This window comes from Rhodoferax sp. EU05-FHT12H12, from assembly GCF_058791215.1.
In genome coordinates this window covers 369,090-382,856 of sequence record NZ_JBYTDI010000003.1, presented here as the reverse complement: position 1 = coordinate 382,856, position 13,767 = coordinate 369,090, and the positions used below count along the sequence as shown (strand labels likewise).

16 protein-coding genes and 1 tRNA gene are annotated in these 13,767 nt (G+C 63.1%); 10 read left to right on the top strand and 7 right to left on the bottom strand.

From position 1 onward, the window contains the following. Nucleotides 1-30 precede the first annotated feature (30 nt). Nucleotides 31-846, bottom strand: a complete 816-nt coding sequence (mutM, locus tag AC3WS7_RS11250) for a bifunctional DNA-formamidopyrimidine glycosylase/DNA-(apurinic or apyrimidinic site) lyase (protein ID WP_492656401.1) — start codon at nt 844-846, stop codon at nt 31-33. A gap of 87 nt (nt 847-933) precedes the next feature. Between mutM and AC3WS7_RS11245 the strand changes: the two genes are divergently transcribed. From AC3WS7_RS11245 to AC3WS7_RS11210, 8 genes are all read left to right on the top strand, one after another. Beyond that, on the top strand, nt 934-2,622 hold the full coding sequence (locus AC3WS7_RS11245) for a tetratricopeptide repeat protein (RefSeq protein WP_492656543.1): 1,689 nt from the start codon (nt 934-936) through the stop codon (nt 2,620-2,622). 77 nt (nt 2,623-2,699) lie between these two features. Beyond that, nucleotides 2,700-3,125 carry an outer membrane lipoprotein LolB gene (locus AC3WS7_RS11240; RefSeq protein ID WP_492656400.1) on the top strand — a complete coding sequence of 142 codons (426 nt, stop codon included), beginning with the start codon at nt 2,700-2,702 and terminating at the stop codon, nt 3,123-3,125. A gap of 32 nt (nt 3,126-3,157) precedes the next feature. Then, nucleotides 3,158-4,030: a 4-(cytidine 5'-diphospho)-2-C-methyl-D-erythritol kinase gene (gene ispE, locus AC3WS7_RS11235; RefSeq protein ID WP_492656399.1), complete on the top strand. Its 873-nt coding sequence runs from the start codon at nt 3,158-3,160 to the stop codon at nt 4,028-4,030. A gap of 36 nt (nt 4,031-4,066) precedes the next feature. Further along, nucleotides 4,067-4,143, top strand: a tRNA-Gln gene (locus AC3WS7_RS11230). A gap of 77 nt (nt 4,144-4,220) precedes the next feature. After that, complete coding sequence (locus tag AC3WS7_RS11225; protein WP_105261220.1) at nt 4,221-5,192, top strand: ribose-phosphate pyrophosphokinase; 972 nt, start codon at nt 4,221-4,223, stop codon at nt 5,190-5,192. 104 nt (nt 5,193-5,296) lie between these two features. After that, nucleotides 5,297-5,926 (top strand): 50S ribosomal protein L25/general stress protein Ctc, encoded by a 630-nt coding sequence (locus AC3WS7_RS11220; RefSeq protein WP_296468884.1) that lies wholly within the window; start codon nt 5,297-5,299, stop codon nt 5,924-5,926. A 91-nt stretch (nt 5,927-6,017) separates the two neighbouring features. Beyond that, nucleotides 6,018-6,662: an aminoacyl-tRNA hydrolase gene (gene pth / locus AC3WS7_RS11215; RefSeq protein ID WP_296468882.1), complete on the top strand. Its 645-nt coding sequence runs from the start codon at nt 6,018-6,020 to the stop codon at nt 6,660-6,662. Nucleotides 6,663-6,666: 4 nt separating this feature from the next. Further along, the gene (locus tag AC3WS7_RS11210) at nt 6,667-7,044 is read left to right on the top strand and encodes a hypothetical protein (protein ID WP_492656398.1); all 378 of its coding nucleotides are present in this window, start codon (nt 6,667-6,669) and stop codon (nt 7,042-7,044) included. A 41-nt stretch (nt 7,045-7,085) separates the two neighbouring features. Here the strand turns inward: AC3WS7_RS11210 and AC3WS7_RS11205 are convergent, their stop codons facing one another. Genes AC3WS7_RS11205 through rsmD form a run of 4 tightly spaced genes read right to left on the bottom strand, consistent with a single transcriptional unit; the run spans nt 7,086 to nt 9,000 of the window. After that, nucleotides 7,086-7,364 (bottom strand): YfhL family 4Fe-4S dicluster ferredoxin, encoded by a 279-nt coding sequence (locus AC3WS7_RS11205; protein ID WP_296468876.1) that lies wholly within the window; start codon nt 7,362-7,364, stop codon nt 7,086-7,088. Nucleotides 7,365-7,405: 41 nt separating this feature from the next. Next, on the bottom strand, nt 7,406-7,849 hold the full coding sequence (locus tag AC3WS7_RS11200) for a universal stress protein (RefSeq protein WP_492656397.1): 444 nt from the start codon (nt 7,847-7,849) through the stop codon (nt 7,406-7,408). An 18-nt stretch (nt 7,850-7,867) separates the two neighbouring features. Then, nucleotides 7,868-8,356: a pantetheine-phosphate adenylyltransferase gene (gene coaD, locus AC3WS7_RS11195; protein ID WP_492656396.1), complete on the bottom strand. Its 489-nt coding sequence runs from the start codon at nt 8,354-8,356 to the stop codon at nt 7,868-7,870. A 26-nt stretch (nt 8,357-8,382) separates the two neighbouring features. Further along, nucleotides 8,383-9,000: a 16S rRNA (guanine(966)-N(2))-methyltransferase RsmD gene (rsmD, locus tag AC3WS7_RS11190; RefSeq protein WP_492656395.1), complete on the bottom strand. Its 618-nt coding sequence runs from the start codon at nt 8,998-9,000 to the stop codon at nt 8,383-8,385. Between the two features lie 100 nt (nt 9,001-9,100). Between rsmD and AC3WS7_RS11185 the strand changes: the two genes are divergently transcribed. After that, the gene (locus AC3WS7_RS11185; protein WP_296468868.1) at nt 9,101-9,799 is read left to right on the top strand and encodes a GGDEF domain-containing protein; all 699 of its coding nucleotides are present in this window, start codon (nt 9,101-9,103) and stop codon (nt 9,797-9,799) included. Between the two features lie 23 nt (nt 9,800-9,822). Here AC3WS7_RS11185 and AC3WS7_RS11180 read toward each other — a convergent pair whose 3' ends face one another. Together AC3WS7_RS11180 and AC3WS7_RS11175 are read right to left on the bottom strand one after the other, a co-directional pair. Further along, nucleotides 9,823-11,163: a M16 family metallopeptidase gene (locus AC3WS7_RS11180; protein WP_492656394.1), complete on the bottom strand. Its 1,341-nt coding sequence runs from the start codon at nt 11,161-11,163 to the stop codon at nt 9,823-9,825. Nucleotides 11,164-11,178: 15 nt separating this feature from the next. Then, nucleotides 11,179-12,615, bottom strand: coding sequence for a M16 family metallopeptidase (locus AC3WS7_RS11175; protein ID WP_492656393.1), 1,437 nt, complete (start codon nt 12,613-12,615; stop codon nt 11,179-11,181). Nucleotides 12,616-12,644: 29 nt separating this feature from the next. On the opposite strand from AC3WS7_RS11175, the gene ftsY reads away from it, so the two are divergent. Next, complete coding sequence (gene ftsY, locus AC3WS7_RS11170; protein WP_492656392.1) at nt 12,645-13,757, top strand: signal recognition particle-docking protein FtsY; 1,113 nt, start codon at nt 12,645-12,647, stop codon at nt 13,755-13,757. Nucleotides 13,758-13,767 lie beyond the last annotated feature (10 nt).

Here is a 13,767-nt window from a genome sequence, read left to right as displayed (position 1 = left end):
CAATATAGCACCGTCACCCTGCAGCGCCGCTCAGGGTTTTTGACAAGTGGGGCAGAAAAACGTGGAACGCTGGCCCTGCCGAATGCTCCGGATCTCCGCACCGCAAACCCGGCACGGCTCACCTTGGCGACCATACACCATCGCCTCCAACTGAAAGTAACCGCTCTCCCCCTTGGCGTTGGAAAAATCCCGCAGGGTGCTTCCCCCTTTTTGCACCGCACGGGCCAGCACATCGCGCACGGCGGTGTGCAACCTTGCCAAGCGGGGCTTGCTCACCTTGTTGGATGCCGTGGTGGGGCGAATGCCGGCCAAAAACAGTGCCTCGGACGCATAAATATTGCCCACGCCCACGACCACATCCCCCGCCAGCAGAACCTGTTTGACAGGCGCCTTGCGCTGGGCCATGGCAAGCTGGAAATCCGCCAGGACGAACTCGCCACCGAGCGGTTCCACACCCAGATGCCCCAGCAGTTTTTGCGCCACCGGATCGGTTTCACCGGTGGCAAACACCACTGCACCAAAACGGCGCGGGTCGTTCAGGCGCAGGGTGCCTCGGGTGGTCACAAGGTCAAAGTGGTCATGTACGCCCGGCGGCGCCATACGCCCGCCAAACGCCACACTGCCCGACATGCCCAAGTGCACCATTAGCAGGCCCGCACTCAGATCCAGCAGCAGGTACTTGCCCCGGCGGCGCACCTGCAGCACACGCTGGCCGACCAATTGGTCCGGATCGCAGCCCAGTGGCCAACGCAGGGGCTTGCCAAGATGCACCGCTTGCACCTCTGCGCCGGCAATCCGGTCGGCAAAACTCAGGCGGGTGACTTCAACTTCGGGTAATTCAGGCATGGGGCCTTCGGGCTATTCGGGTTGGATTATTATGGTCCGATGAACCGTTCCAAATGCCTTGTTTCCCTCAGCATTCTGGTGGCCAGTTTGGGTCTGGGGCCTCTGACTTGGGCAGCGGATGCGGAGCCGGTCCAAAACTCCGAACTGAACCGCGAACTTTTTTACCAATTGTTACTTGGCGAGTTGAGCGCCAACAACGGCGACGCCAGCAATGCCTACGCCCTGATGCTGGACGCGGCGCGCAAGACCAATTCGGAAAAACTGTTTGAGCGTGCTGTGGAACTGGCGCTGCGTGCCCGCAGTGCCGACGCCGCACTGGACGCGGCGCGCGCCTGGCAGCGTGCACTTCCGGCTTCCAAAGAAGCCAACCGCTACGTGCTGCAAATCCTGATTGGCCTGAACCGGGTGAGCGACACGCTGGAGCCTCTCAAACGCGAACTCGCAGGAAGCACCGGCAAAGAACGCATTGCGGCCATCAGCCTGCTGCCGCGGTATTTTGCCCGCGTGACAGACAAAACCCTGGCCGCACAGCAGGTGGAGCAAGCCTTGGCAACCGACCTGGGCACCAAAACCACGGGGCCATCGGCCTGGGCTGCCGTGGGCATGCTGCGCCTGAGCGCCACCAACCCGGTGGGCGCACTGGAAGCCGCCCAGCGCGGCGCCGCTCTGGACAGCCAGTCGGATGAAGTCGCCATCTTGGCGCTCAACCTGATGGAAGCCAAGGTGGTGCAGGCTGAACCCTTGCTGCGCAAGTACCTGGACGGCAAACCCATGCCCGAGCTGCGCATGGCCTACGGCCGCAAACTGATTGACAACGCGCGGTATGCCGAAGCCCTGCAGCAGATGCAGACGCTGACCCAACAGACACCCACCTTTGCCGATGCCTGGCTGGTGAAAGGCTCACTGGAACTGCAAGACAAGAAGCTGGGAGATGCCGAAGCCTCGCTCAAACAGTACATACAACTCAGTGCTCCGCAGGAGGCCGCATCCGACGACACAGAAACCGGGCGTGGCATGGTGCAAGCCCTGTTGCTGCTGTCCCAGATTGCCGAGCAAACACAACGCCCAGACGAGGCCAGCGCGTACCTGGCCCGCATCAACAGCCCGCAAGACGCCCTGCGTGTACAAACCCGCCGCGCCACCCTGCTGGCCCGCCAGGGCAAGCTGGACGAAGCCCGCGCCCTGATCCGCGCCACCCCGGAAACGCAGGCCGACGATGCCCGCGCCAAGCTCAGCACCGAGGTGCAGTTGCTGCGCGACTTCAAGCAGTTCGACGCAGCCTACACATTGCTGCAAAGCGGTGTCCAGCGCTTCCCCAAAGACGTGGGCATGGCCTACGACCTGGCCATGCTGGCCGAAAAGCTGAACAAGCTCCCCGAGATGGAACAGCTGCTGCGTCGAGTCATTGCCGAGCAGCCCGACTACCACCACGCCTACAACGCACTGGGCTATTCGCTGGCCGATCGCAATCTGCGCCTGACCGAAGCACGCCAGCTCATCACCAAGGCGCTGGAGTTTGCGCCCAATGATCCGTTTATTGTGGACAGCCTGGCATGGGTAGAGTTCCGCAGTGGCAACCTCTCCGAAGCCAGACGCCTGCTGGAGCAGGCCTATGCCAATCGGCAAGATGCAGAGATTGCCGCACACCTGGGCGAGGTGCTGTGGGCCATGGGCTTGCGCGAGCAGGCCACCACCCTATGGCGCAAAGCGCTGGAAGACAACCAGGAAAGCGACACCTTGCGGGACACCATGCGCCGCCTGCGTGGCGCGCTGTGAGTTTGCGCGGAGGCTTGGCAAGCCTGCGTGGGCTGTGTTTGATTGCTATTATTTTTATAGCTGGCTGCGCAACACCCATGCGCACCACAGGCACTTTTGATGCCAAAAACCACTGGCAGGGACGGATTGCCATCAAGGTGATGGGCACGCCGCCTCAGGCATTCTCGGCAGACTTCGAACTCGACGGCCATGGTGAAGCCGGTACTCTGGCGTTGTTTTCGCCCCTGGGCACCACGGTGGCGCAGATGCAATGGGCGCCCGGCCTAGCCCAGCTGCGCAATGGGGGGGAACTGCGCAACTTTGACTCGCTCTCCGCCTTGGCACAGCAGGCCACAGGCACCGAGCTGCCAGTGGCTGCCTTGTTTGACTGGCTGCGCGGCACCGCCACTCCCGCCCCCGGCTGGGAGGCCGACCTGGGCCAACTGCCCGAGGGCCGGCTGCTGGCGCGACGCAACGCGGACAGCGCCCCCGCCGTGGAACTCAGAATCCTGCTGGAGCGCTGAATGCACGCCATGCTGCACCGATAATTCGGGCCATGCAGTCGCTCTACGACATTCCCGCCCCGGCCAAACTCAACCTGTTTTTGCACATCGTGGGGCGTCGGGCCGACGGCTACCACTTGCTGCAATCCGCCTTCATGCTGATTGACTGGTGCGACACCCTGCACTTTGCGCTGCGCCGTGATGGCCAGATCAGCCGCGAAGACCTGAACGTGCCCCTGCCCGCCGACGACCTGAATGTGCGCGCCGCCCGCGCACTGCAGCGGGCCACAGGCTGCACGCTGGGTGCACATATTGGCGTCCTCAAATCCATCCCCGCGCAGGCTGGCATGGGCGGCGGCTCGTCCGACGCTGCATCCACGCTGCTGGCACTCAACCGCCTGTGGCAGCTCGGCCTGTCGGTGCAAGATCTGTCCACCATTGGACTGGCGCTGGGCGCCGATGTGCCCTTCTTTCTGAGTGGCGGCCACGGCTGGGTCGAAGGTATTGGTGAGAAAATTACCTCGCTAGCTCTGCCCACACGGCGCTGGGTGGTAGTCAAACCCGATGCGGGTTTGGACACAAAAATGATTTTTTCTGATCCGGAGTTGAAACGCGACTCAGAGCCTGCTACAATCACAGGCTTCGCTGCAGACGCTATCGGAAAAACACAAAACAATTTGAGTTTTGGCCGAAACGACTTGCAAGCCGTTGCCCAAAAGCTGTGCCCCGGTGTGAATCAAGCCTTGCGATGGCTTGATGACAAGGGATTAAGTGGCAGGATGACAGGCTCTGGAAGTGCGGTGTTTGCGCCATTGCAATACGACATCGATGTGGGTGACGCGCCTGGTGCGCTTCAAATTCGGTTGTGCAGCGGTTTGGATGTTCATCCTTTGAGGGGATGGGCAGACAGCGACGGAAAAATTTAGGTTTAGCGGTGGGCAGCATTTGCTGCCAACCTGTGTAGGGGAGTCGCCAAGTTGGTTAAGGCACTGGATTTTGATTCCAGCATGCGAAGGTTCGAATCCTTCTTCCCCTGCCAAATTGCTGTTCGGGACACATCCCGCTTCAGCATGCGCATAGTGACGACATAAACCCAATCTCTTCGCTGGATCCCACATGCAGGCCTTCACTCCCCCTGATTTCATGGTCTTCACTGGCAATGCCAATCCTGGCATGGCTGCGGACATCGCCAAACACCTGGGCATCTCCCTGGGTGCCGCCACCGTGGGGCGTTTCTCCGATGGTGAAGTGACGGTTGAGATCAACCAGAACGTGCGTGCACGGGATGTGTTTGTGGTGCAGAGCACCTGCGCCCCGACCAACGAAAACCTGATGGAACTGCTGATCATGGTGGATGCGCTCAAGCGCGCGTCGGCCGAACGTATCAGCGCCGTGATCCCGTACTTCGGTTATGCGCGGCAAGACCGCCGCCCCCGCTCCAGCCGCGTGCCCATCACCGCCAAGGTGGTGGCCAACATGCTGCAGACCGTGGGCGTGGCCCGCGTGCTGACCATGGATTTACATGCCGACCAGATCCAGGGCTTTTTTGACATCCCGGTGGACAACATTTATGCGTCCCCCGTGCTGCTGGGCGATTTGCGCCAGAAGAATTACGAAGACCTGATCGTGGTCTCGCCCGACGTGGGTGGTGTGGTGCGTGCCCGTGCGCTGGCCAAGCAGCTGAACTGCGACCTGGCCATCATCGACAAGCGCCGCCCCAAGGCCAATGTGTCAGAAGTGATGCACGTGATCGGTGAGATCGAAGGCCGCAACTGCGTGATCATGGACGACATGATCGACACCGCCGGCACGCTGGTGAAAGCCGCCGAAGTGCTGAAGGCCCGGGGTGCCAAGAAGGTGTACGCGTATTGCACACACCCCATCTTCTCCGGCCCGGCCATTGAACGCATTTCCAGCGGCGACGCGCTGGACGAAGTGGTGGTGACCAACACCATCCCTTTGAGCGCTGCCGCCGCGCAGTGCACCAAGATTCGCCAACTGTCCGTGGCACCGCTGATTGGAGACACCATCCAGCGTATCGCCCGCGGAGAGTCGGTCATGAGTTTGTTCTCGGATCAGGACGCTTAAGTCGGATCGGGACAAAAAGTCGACGCCGCTGACCCACCGGGCTGGCAGGCGTCTTTTTAAATCGGAGTCACACTGGTCGCGGTGGACTCTCACTGGAGTTAGATATGAAATTTGTCGCTTTTGAGCGCGCCAAGCAGGGCACGGGTGCGAGCCGCCGTCTCCGCGTTACTGGCCGTACCCCCGGCATCGTGTACGGTGGTTCTTCCGAACCCGCACTGATCGAGCTGGACCACAATGCTTTGTGGCACGCCATCAAGAAAGAAGCCTTCCACGCCTCCATCCTGGACATGGAACTGAATGGCAAGGAAAGCAAGGTTTTGCTGCGCAACGTGCAGATGCACCCCTTCAAGCAATTGGTGCTGCACATCGACTTCCAGCGCGTGGAAGCCAACACCAAGCTGAGCATGAAGGTGCCTTTGCACTTCAGCGGTGAAGAAAACTCCGCGGCCGTCAAGGTCGACGCCTGCTTGGTCAACCACGTGGTGACCGAACTGGAAGTGGCATGCTTGCCCGCCGATCTGCCCGAGTTCATCACCGTGGACCTGTCCGGTCTGGTGAAGGGCAAGTCCCTGCACGCTGCTGACCTGTCCATGCCCAAGGGCGTGACCGTGGTGACCCACGGCAAGGCCAACCCCGTGATCGTGGCCGTGGTGGCTCCGGTGGAAGAAGTGGCGGCTCCGGTCGCTGCGGCTCCCGCTGCTGACGCCAAGGGCAAGGGCAAAGGCAAGAAGTAATTCTTAGCTGCGCTTGTTCGCTGCAAACGGCCCACTTCGGTGGGCCGTTTGCTTTTGTGCAACACGCTTTTTGTAAGCCATAATTTTCCCGATGATCAAACTGTTTGTTGGCCTGGGCAACCCAGGCCCCGAATACGACGCCACCCGCCACAACGCGGGCTTCTGGTGGGTGGATGCCCTGGCGCGTGAGCTTAAGGTGAACCTGTCCATGGACCGCGGCTACCACGGCCTGATGGCCCGCACCACCCTGCAGGGTCAAACCGTCTGGCTGCTGGAACCGCAGACCTTCATGAACCTCTCGGGCAAATCGGTCGGGGCATTGGCGCGCTTCTTCAAAATCCAGCCGGATGAAATTTTGGTGGCGCACGACGAGTTGGATATCGTGCCCGGCGAGGTCAAACTCAAATTTGGCGGCAGCCACGCCGGTCACAACGGCCTGCGCGACATCCATGCCCAGCTGGGCACGGGTGACTACTGGCGCCTGCGCCTGGGCGTGGGCCATCCGGGTGTGAAGTCGGAGGTGGTGAACTGGGTACTCAAAAAACCATCGCTGGACCACCGCATTGCAATTGACCAATGCATAGACCGCTCCATGAAAGCCCTGCCCCACCTGCTGGCCGGCGAGATGGACAAGGCCACCATGCTGATCCACACCAGCAAGCCACCGCGCCCCAAGCCGCCCCGCCCCCCCGCGGAGACCGTTGCACCTGTTTCGCCCCCAACTTCTGTGGAGTAAGTCCATGCAGCCTGCCAAGTTTGCTCTTGTTTTTATAGCTGCTTGCGCAGTATCCACGGGGGTTATAGCCCAAAAAGTCTACAAATGTGGCAGCAGTTACAGCCAGATCCCCTGCCCGGACGGCGTCACCGTAGAGGCCAGCGACGCGCGCACCAGCGCGCAAAAGGCCGCAGCCGGCCAAGCTAGCAAGAACCAGTCAAAACAAGCCGATGCACTGGAAAAGGAACGGCTCAAGGACGAAGCCCAGGCCCGAACGGCCGACCAAGCCTTAGCCAAGGCCCGCCCCCCCAAAGCGTCGACCGCCAGCAAAGCCGTCGCCAAGAAAAAAAGCAAGGACCCGGAGTACTTCACCGCCAAACCACCGGCGCCCGCCAAAAACTAAGGCCGCAACAGCGGCCCGGTATCGGCACCAGGGAATGGAACTCAGGCGGCAGGAGGTGCGACGGGGGCACTGTCCTGCGCTTGCAGGCGGCGGTACTTCTGCCACAGGGTCTCTTTATCTTCCACAAACTCCGGGTTCACGGGGATGCAAGACACGGGGCACACCTGCACACACTGGGGCTCGTCAAAATGGCCTACACACTCGGTGCACTTGTGTGGGTCAATCTCGTAAATCTGCTCACCCAGATAAATCGCCTCATTCGGGCACTCGGGCTCGCACACATCGCAGTTGATGCATTCGTCGGTAATTAACAGTGCCACGGCAATTCACGCTCCATGGCGGAATTATCGCCGCAGGTGGCTCAAAGCCCTTCTGGGTCCGCGGGTTTGACGATGACCACCGGCACCGAACTCGCGTGCAAGACCTCGTTGGAAACGGAACCCAACATGGTGCTGCGCAGCGCGCTGGTTCCTCGCGCGCCCATGATGACCATGTCACAGCCAAAACGCTCCGAGATGTCGATCAGCGTGTGCGCCGGATCGCCCTTGGCCACTTCACACTCGTAGTCCACCCCGGCTGCATCCAACAGCACCCGGGCAGGCTGCAGCGCATGCAGACCGGCTTCGGCGCTCACATGGTCAATCACGTCGGGATCGTGGGCCACCAGCATTTCGTACAGGCTGGCGGGCTCCTGCACGTTGGCCAACACGGCGTTCAGCTTCAAACCGTCCTGTCGCATACGCAAGGCCAGACGCACGGCCTCCATGGACAACTCCGAACCATCAACCGGTAACAGAACTTTCATGGCGACCTCCTTGCGGTGTCAGGTGGGCAATTTGTCCATCAGGCGGGCATGGACCACGGCGGCCACAAAGGGGGTGACATCCCCCTTCAATGTGGCGATCTCGCGCACCAGCGTACTCGAGATGAACTGATAACGCGAGTCTGGCGTGAGAAACACCGTCTCCACATCGGGCGCCAGCGCCTTGTTCATGCCCGCGAGCTGGGCTTCGTAGTCAAAGTCGGTGACCGAACGCACACCGCGCACCATGGCCTGGGCACCATGCGCCACCGCAAAGTCGCGCACCAGCCCGGTAAAACTCTCCACCTGCACGTTGTCCAAGGGCGCAAACACATCGCGCACCATGGCCAGGCGCTCATCCAGCGAAAACATGGTTTTCTTGTGGTGGGCCGCCGCCACCGCCACGATGACGGTGCCAAACAGGCGCGCCGAACGGCGGATCAGGTCCTGGTGCCCCAGGGTGATAGGGTCGAAAGTGCCGGGAAAGATAGCGGTCACGGAATTGGGCATGGGCGCTCCAGACAGGAATGCAGAAATTAGACGGCGCTGCGCTTGAGCAGGTGGGCATGCACCGCACCGGCCTTGAGGTGCCGGTGCACGGTGAGCCCCACCGCGGTGAGCAGCTCGTCGGTGTAGGCGCTGGGGGCCTCCAGGTAGACCCAGCCTTCGGGCGCCAGCGCGCGGGCACAGGCGCCCAGCGCGGGTTCAAACAGCGGTGCATCAAACGGCGGGTCGATGAAGATCACGTCCAGGCTGCCGGGTGCGGCCTGGCGGATGGCCGACACACCGTCGCCACGCACCACATGCACCGCGCTGGCCTGCAGCTGCGCCTGGGTCTTCTTGAGCTGGTCCGCCAACGCGCTGTCGTACTCCACCAGTTGCACCTCTTGCGCGCCGCGCGATGCCGCTTCAAAGCCCAGCGCCCCCGTGCCGGCAAAGGCATCCAGGCAGCGCAGGCCACTCAGGTCCTGGCCCAGCCAGTTGAAGACCGTTTCGCGCACCCGGTCGGGCGTGGGGCGCAGGCCCGGTTTGTCGGCAACCTTGAGTTTGGTGCGCTTCCACAGCCCGCCAATGATGCGGATCTCGTGGGTCTGGGCGGCACGGGGCCGGGGGGGACGCTTGGCTGCGTTCGGAGAAGTGACTTTGGCTTTCATGCGAGCAGCTTACCGCATGGGCCCCGACGGGTGGGCGGTCATGTTTGGTAACAAATTGCCAAGTACAAACCCTAGGCCCGCCCCGCAAAATGGACGGCCCATGAAGTCCCCGTTCGCCCCCTTCCAATTCGAGGCTCTGGCCCTGCTGGTGGCGGTGCTCAGCTTGGCAGTGTCCCCTTACCTGGCGTGGCTTCCTTTGGGCTGGATGGTCGTGCGGCTGGGCCTGCGGCTGCGCACGGCACTCAAGCAGCAGGCCGTGCTGCAGCGCGAACTGGCGACCCTGGAGCGCACCACCCTGCAGCTCAAAAACCAGGCCTTCACCGACGGCCTGACCGGCCTGGCCAACCGCCTGCTATTGGCCGACCGCTTTCAACTCACCTTGGAGCGCTCCAAACGCAACCGGGTGGAATTTGCGCTGCTCATGGTGGACCTCAATGGCTTCAAGGTGATCAATGACCACTACGGCCACGCGGCTGGTGACATCGTGTTGCGGACTGTAGCCCGGCGTCTGCTCTCGGCGGTGCGCGCCTCGGACACCGTGGCCCGCATCGGCGGCGACGAGTTTGTGTTGCTGATCGAATCGTTTGAAGACCCCGACGAACTGGTGCACATCGGCCGCAAGCTGATTGCCACCATCTCCGAAGACATCACCCTGCAAAGCGGGGCCACCGTCAACGTGGGCGCCAGCGTCGGGTTTGGCCTGTTCCCGCGCCACGGAGCGGACCTGGACGGCCTGCTGCAAACCGCCGACGAGGGCATGTACGACTGCAAGGCCTCCGGGCTGATGGAGCTGCGCTGAGCACCTGCCGGTGATCTGTCCGCTCAGGGTGCGCCCAGCACCACCGTGGCCAGATTGGCGGGCTGCACCTTGCGCGCAAACGCAGCGCGCACGTCGGCCACGGTGAGCCGCTCCACCCGCTGAGTCCAGGTGTCCAGGTAGTCCAGTGGCAGGCCATTCCAGGCGATGTTGGCCACGTTGTCCAGCAGCTTCCTGTTGCTGTCCAGACGCAAGGCAAAACCACCGATGAGGTTGTCTTTGGCAGCCTGCAGTTCCTTCTCGGTCGGGCCTTCGGTCACAAACTTGCTCAGTACGTCTCGCACCAACGTCAGCGCCTGCTCTGCCTGGTCTGGCCGTGTTTGCAAGCCGATGGTGAAGGCCCCCGCATGCAGGCCCGGTGCAAAGTAGCTGTAGACGCTGTAGGTCAGGCCCCGCTTCTCGCGCACCTCTTCGGTCAGGCGGGCGGTGAAGCCACCGCCACCCAGGATGTGGTTGCCCACAGTGAGTGCAAAAAAGTCCGGGTCATTGCGCTGGTAGCCGGGCTGCCCCAGCAGCACATGCGCCTGCGCCGAGGCAAAGGCAATGCGCTGCTCAGACGCCTGGGCCAGCGGCTGCACCTCGGGCACGGCGGCTTGTGGTGCGCAGGGGGCCTTGGGCAGACGGGCCAGCAGGCGCGTCACCAGCGCATCGGCTTGGGCACGGTTGAGCGCCCCCACGATGCTCACGCGTGCATCACACGCCCGCACAGCGCGTGCATGCAGCGCGCGCAGGTCCGCCACACTGGTGCGCAGCAGGCTCTCCTCTGTCATCTCCCAGCCATAGGGATGGCTGCCGTACACCGCGCGGTTGAAAGCGCGAGCCGCCAGAGTGGCGGGCCGGGTGTTGGCTTCCTTGAGGCTGGCAACCAGCTTGGGGCGGTCGCGCAACCACGGAGCTTCGGGAAACGAGGGCTCACCCAACTGGCGTGCCGCCAAGCCCACCGCCTTGTCCAGCAGGTCCGGGTAAGTCAGGCTGCGCAGGGCAAAACTCATGCGGTCCGCGCTCGCGCTGCCGCCAAACGAGGCCCCCAGGTCCGCCCAGGCTTCGCTGAGCTGGTGTTCGTCCATAGCGGGCGCAGCGCCACTGGCCCGCACACCATTGGAAGTGCTCGACGCCATCAGGCTGGCCAGCCCCGGCTTGTCGGCCGGGTCGCGGCGCCCGCCTGCGTCCAGGTCAATCTGCACATCCACCATGGGAATGGCCGGGCTCTCCACCAGGTAGACGCGCGCGCCACCCGGTTGTGTCCAATGCTGGATGGGAATGCCTGCCCATGCAGAATTTGTAAAAAACAGGGCTGCAGCGCCCGCAAACACTGCGCGAGCAGCTACTGATTTGATAGCAATCATGTGTGATTTGGCAGCTTAGTGGCGGGCACCGGCCGTGGGCTGGCGGGGTTTGCGGGTCTTGTCCACGGGCTGGGGCAGCAGCGTGGCCACGGTCAGGGCATCGTCACCAAAGTACTTGGCGGCCACGGCCTGCACCTGGGTGGCCGTGACCGTGCGCAAACGCTCCAGCAGGCGCTGGTCGCTGCCCAGCGGGTAGCCGTTGATCCAGCCCACTCCCAGCAGGCGGGCCTGGTTGAAGACGCTGTCTTGTTTGTACACCTCCCCTGCCACCCACTGGTTCTTCACCCGGTTCAACTCGGCGGCGGTCACCCCATCCCGGGCCACCCCCGCCACCTGGGCACGCAATGCCTGCTCCACCTCGGCGGCTGTTTTGCCCGCAGCGGGCACGCCGTAGAGCGTGAAAAGTTCAGGGCCCCGGGACGTCAGGCTGTAATACGCCCCCGCGCTGTCGGCCACCGGGTTGGCATCCAGTGTCAGCGCACGCGGCAAGCGTGCACCGTCGTACCCGCTGAGCACCGCCGACAGCACCGTGAGCGCCAAACTGTCGTCGGCCGCTGACCCGGCGTCTGCCAAGGTCTCGGGAGACAGGCCGGGCACCTTGAAGGCCAGTGCGACATAGGCTTGCTCCGCCGGGGCCTTGAAGTCCATGCGGCGCAAGCCCGACTGCTCCGGCTCTTCACGCGGCTTGCGTGGCGGCACGGCACGTGTGGGCAGGCCACCGTAGTATGTTTCGGCCAGGGCGCGCACCTGGTTCACATCCACATCTCCGGCCACCACCACAGCTGCATTGGCAGGGGTGTACCAGCGCTGGTAGAAGTCGCGCGCGTCTTGTGCCGTCAGGGCCTCCAGATCACTCATCCAGCCCACGATGGGGCGGCGGTAGGGATGGGCCAGGTAGACCTGGGCCGACATGGCCTCGTGCAGGCGGGCATGGGGGTTGTCATCGGTGCGCAGGCGGCGTTCTTCTTTCACCACCTCCAGCTCCTTGGCAAACACCGCGTCATTCCAGCGGTTGTTGGCAAACCGGTCGGCCTCCAGGCGCATCACGTCTTCCAGTTTGCCCGCCGGAATCTGCTGGAAATAACCCGTGTAGTCCTTGCTGGTAAAGGCGTTTTCGCGCCCGCCCAAGGCCGCCACCTGGCGTGAGAAGTCACCCGCCTTCACGGTGGGGGTGCCTTTGAACATCATGTGCTCCAGCACGTGGGCCACGCCGCTGGTGCCGTCCACCTCGTCCATGGACCCCACCCGCACCCACAGCATGTGCACGGCCGTGGGCGCACGCCGGTCCGGTTTGACGATCAGCGCCATGCCATTTTTCAGCGTGAACTGCTGGGCCTGCACGGGCGGCGCCGATTGCGCACGGGATGGGGAGGAAAGGGAGAAAAGCGCGAGCGCCAGAGGCAAGCTGCAGGCAGCCATGCGGCGCCCCAGCCCGTGGAATGGGTGTTTCATAGAATGCTGTGATTCTAAGAACGCCCCACATGTTCAGTTTTTTCAAGAAAAAATTCTCTTCCTCCCCTGCACCCACCCCCAACGAGGTGCCTAGCGCCCCTGCGGCCAACACGCCACCGGCGATACCAACGCCTGTGGCGGCGCCGGCGCCCACGCCGCTTAGTCCCCTGCCCAGCGGCTCGCTGATCGGCAGCGCGCTGGTTGCTCCTATCGAGATACCCGCCGCACCCACCACCCCGCCCGAGCGGCAAAAGTGGCTGGACAAACTCAAGGCGGGCCTGGGCAAAACCGCCAGCAGCATCTCGGGCGTGTTTGGCGGCAGCCAGATTGACGAAGCGCTGTACGAAGACCTGGAGAGTGCGCTGCTGATGGCCGACGCCGGCGTGGCCGCCACCGAACACCTGACCAGCGCCTTGCGCAAAAAGGTCAAGGCCAGCGGCGTGACGCACCCCACCGCCCTCAAGAACATCCTGATTGCCGAACTGACCGAGCTGCTGCTGCCGCTGCAAAAGCCGCTGGTCATTGGCCAGCACACACCCACCGTCATCATGGTGGCCGGCGTCAACGGTGCGGGCAAAACCACCAGCATTGGCAAGCTAACCAAACACCTGGCCGACAGCAACGCCAGCGTGCTGCTGGCCGCAGCCGACACCTTCCGCGCAGCAGCGCGCGAACAGCTCACCGTCTGGGCCGACCGCAACACCGTGGAGATCGTCAGCCAGGAAGGTGGCGACCCTGCGGCCGTAAGCTACGACTCGGTGACCGCGGGCAAGGCCCGTGGCAAGGATGTGGTGCTCATCGACACCGCAGGCCGCCTGCCCACCCAGCTGCACCTGATGGAAGAGCTCAAGAAGATCAAGCGCGTGATCGGCAAGGCCGACGGCACCGCGCCGCACGAGGTGCTGCTGGTCATCGACGGCAACACCGGGCAAAACGCTGTGGCCCAGGTCAAGTCCTTTGACGACGCACTGGGCCTCACCGGCCTGATCGTCACCAAGCTGGACGGCACCGCCAAGGGTGGCGTGTTGGCCGCCATTGCGCGCGAACGGCCTATCCCCGTGTACTTCATCGGCGTGGGCGAAAAACTCGACGAACTGGAAACCTTCAACGCCCGCGAATTTGCGCAGGCCTTGCTGGCCTGAGCCCACCCGG

Excerpts from the sequence above, each read along its gene's own strand:
- mutM (WP_492656401.1), bottom strand. The coding sequence starts at position 846 with ATGCCTGAATTACCCGAAGTTGAAGTCACCCGCCTGAGTTTTGCCGAC.
- AC3WS7_RS11240 (WP_492656400.1), top strand. The coding sequence starts at position 2,700 with ATGCGCACCACAGGCACTTTTGATGCCAAAAACCACTGGCAGGGACGG.
- ispE (WP_492656399.1), top strand. The coding sequence starts at position 3,158 with ATGCAGTCGCTCTACGACATTCCCGCCCCGGCCAAACTCAACCTGTTT.
- AC3WS7_RS11225 (WP_105261220.1), top strand. The coding sequence starts at position 4,221 with ATGCAGGCCTTCACTCCCCCTGATTTCATGGTCTTCACTGGCAATGCC.
- AC3WS7_RS11220 (WP_296468884.1), top strand. The coding sequence starts at position 5,297 with ATGAAATTTGTCGCTTTTGAGCGCGCCAAGCAGGGCACGGGTGCGAGC.
- pth (WP_296468882.1), top strand. The coding sequence starts at position 6,018 with ATGATCAAACTGTTTGTTGGCCTGGGCAACCCAGGCCCCGAATACGAC.
- AC3WS7_RS11210 (WP_492656398.1), top strand. The coding sequence starts at position 6,667 with ATGCAGCCTGCCAAGTTTGCTCTTGTTTTTATAGCTGCTTGCGCAGTA.
- AC3WS7_RS11200 (WP_492656397.1), bottom strand. The coding sequence starts at position 7,849 with ATGAAAGTTCTGTTACCGGTTGATGGTTCGGAGTTGTCCATGGAGGCC.
- coaD (WP_492656396.1), bottom strand. The coding sequence starts at position 8,356 with ATGCCCAATTCCGTGACCGCTATCTTTCCCGGCACTTTCGACCCTATC.
- rsmD (WP_492656395.1), bottom strand. The coding sequence starts at position 9,000 with ATGAAAGCCAAAGTCACTTCTCCGAACGCAGCCAAGCGTCCCCCCCGG.
- AC3WS7_RS11185 (WP_296468868.1), top strand. The coding sequence starts at position 9,101 with ATGAAGTCCCCGTTCGCCCCCTTCCAATTCGAGGCTCTGGCCCTGCTG.
- AC3WS7_RS11180 (WP_492656394.1), bottom strand. The coding sequence starts at position 11,163 with ATGATTGCTATCAAATCAGTAGCTGCTCGCGCAGTGTTTGCGGGCGCT.
- AC3WS7_RS11175 (WP_492656393.1), bottom strand. The coding sequence starts at position 12,615 with ATGAAACACCCATTCCACGGGCTGGGGCGCCGCATGGCTGCCTGCAGC.
- ftsY (WP_492656392.1), top strand. The coding sequence starts at position 12,645 with ATGTTCAGTTTTTTCAAGAAAAAATTCTCTTCCTCCCCTGCACCCACC.